1 protein-coding gene is annotated in these 794 nt (G+C 76.1%); it reads right to left on the reverse strand.

The features are described from left to right. Positions 1-242: 242 nt before the first annotated feature. Positions 243-794 (reverse strand): ribosomal RNA small subunit methyltransferase A (locus tag SSOG_RS17275; RefSeq protein WP_039941233.1); only part of this gene is annotated, 552 nt, incomplete at its 5' end.

A 794-nucleotide genomic window follows, 5' to 3' on the forward strand; every position in this document is an offset into this window, starting at 1 on the left:
GGGGAGCCCGGGACACAGACTCCGGCAAGGCGTAGGGCGCAGCCCTGAAGGGGGCCTGGGGCGGAGCCCCCGTACCGGGGGCCGGGGGTGTCCCCCGGTTTCGGGAAGGGGCGGGGTGGGGACAGCCCGCCGCAGGCGCCTCGGCAGGGTGCGGGCGGAGCCCCGAAGCGGGGCACCGGGCGTGCCCCGCCACGCGGCGGAGCCGCATAACGGAAGGGGCGGCCCCGGGCGCCTGCGGTGGGTCAGGGGGTGTGTTCGGCGATGGCGGCGAAGTCTTCTACCGTCAGGGACTCGCCGCGGGCCTGGGGGGAGATGCCCGCCGCCGTCAGGGCGGCTTCGGCGGCGGGGGCCGAGCCTGCCCAGCCGGAGAGGGCGGCGCGGAGGGTCTTGCGGCGCTGGGCGAAGGCCGCGTCGACGACGGCGAAGACCTCTTCGCGGGAGGCGGTCGTCGTGAGGGGTTCGGCGCGGCGGACCAGGGAGACGAGGCCGGAGTCGACGTTGGGGGCGGGCCAGAAGACGTTGCGGCCGATGGCGCCCGCGCGCTTGACGTGGGCGTACCAGGCGGCCTTGACCGAGGGCACGCCGTAGACCTTGGAGCCGGGCGGGGCGGCCAGGCGGTCGGCGACCTCGGACTGCACCATCACCAGGGTGCGCTCGATGGTGGGGAAGCGGGCGAGCATGTTGAGCAGGACGGGGACGGCCACGTTGTACGGGAGGTTCGCGACCAGGGCGGTCGGGGCGGGCCCAGGGAGCTCGGTGACGTGCAGCGCGTCGGTGTGGACGAGCGCGAAGCG

This window comes from Streptomyces himastatinicus ATCC 53653, from assembly GCF_000158915.1.
Classification (GTDB): Bacteria; Actinomycetota; Actinomycetes; order Streptomycetales; family Streptomycetaceae; genus Streptomyces; species Streptomyces himastatinicus.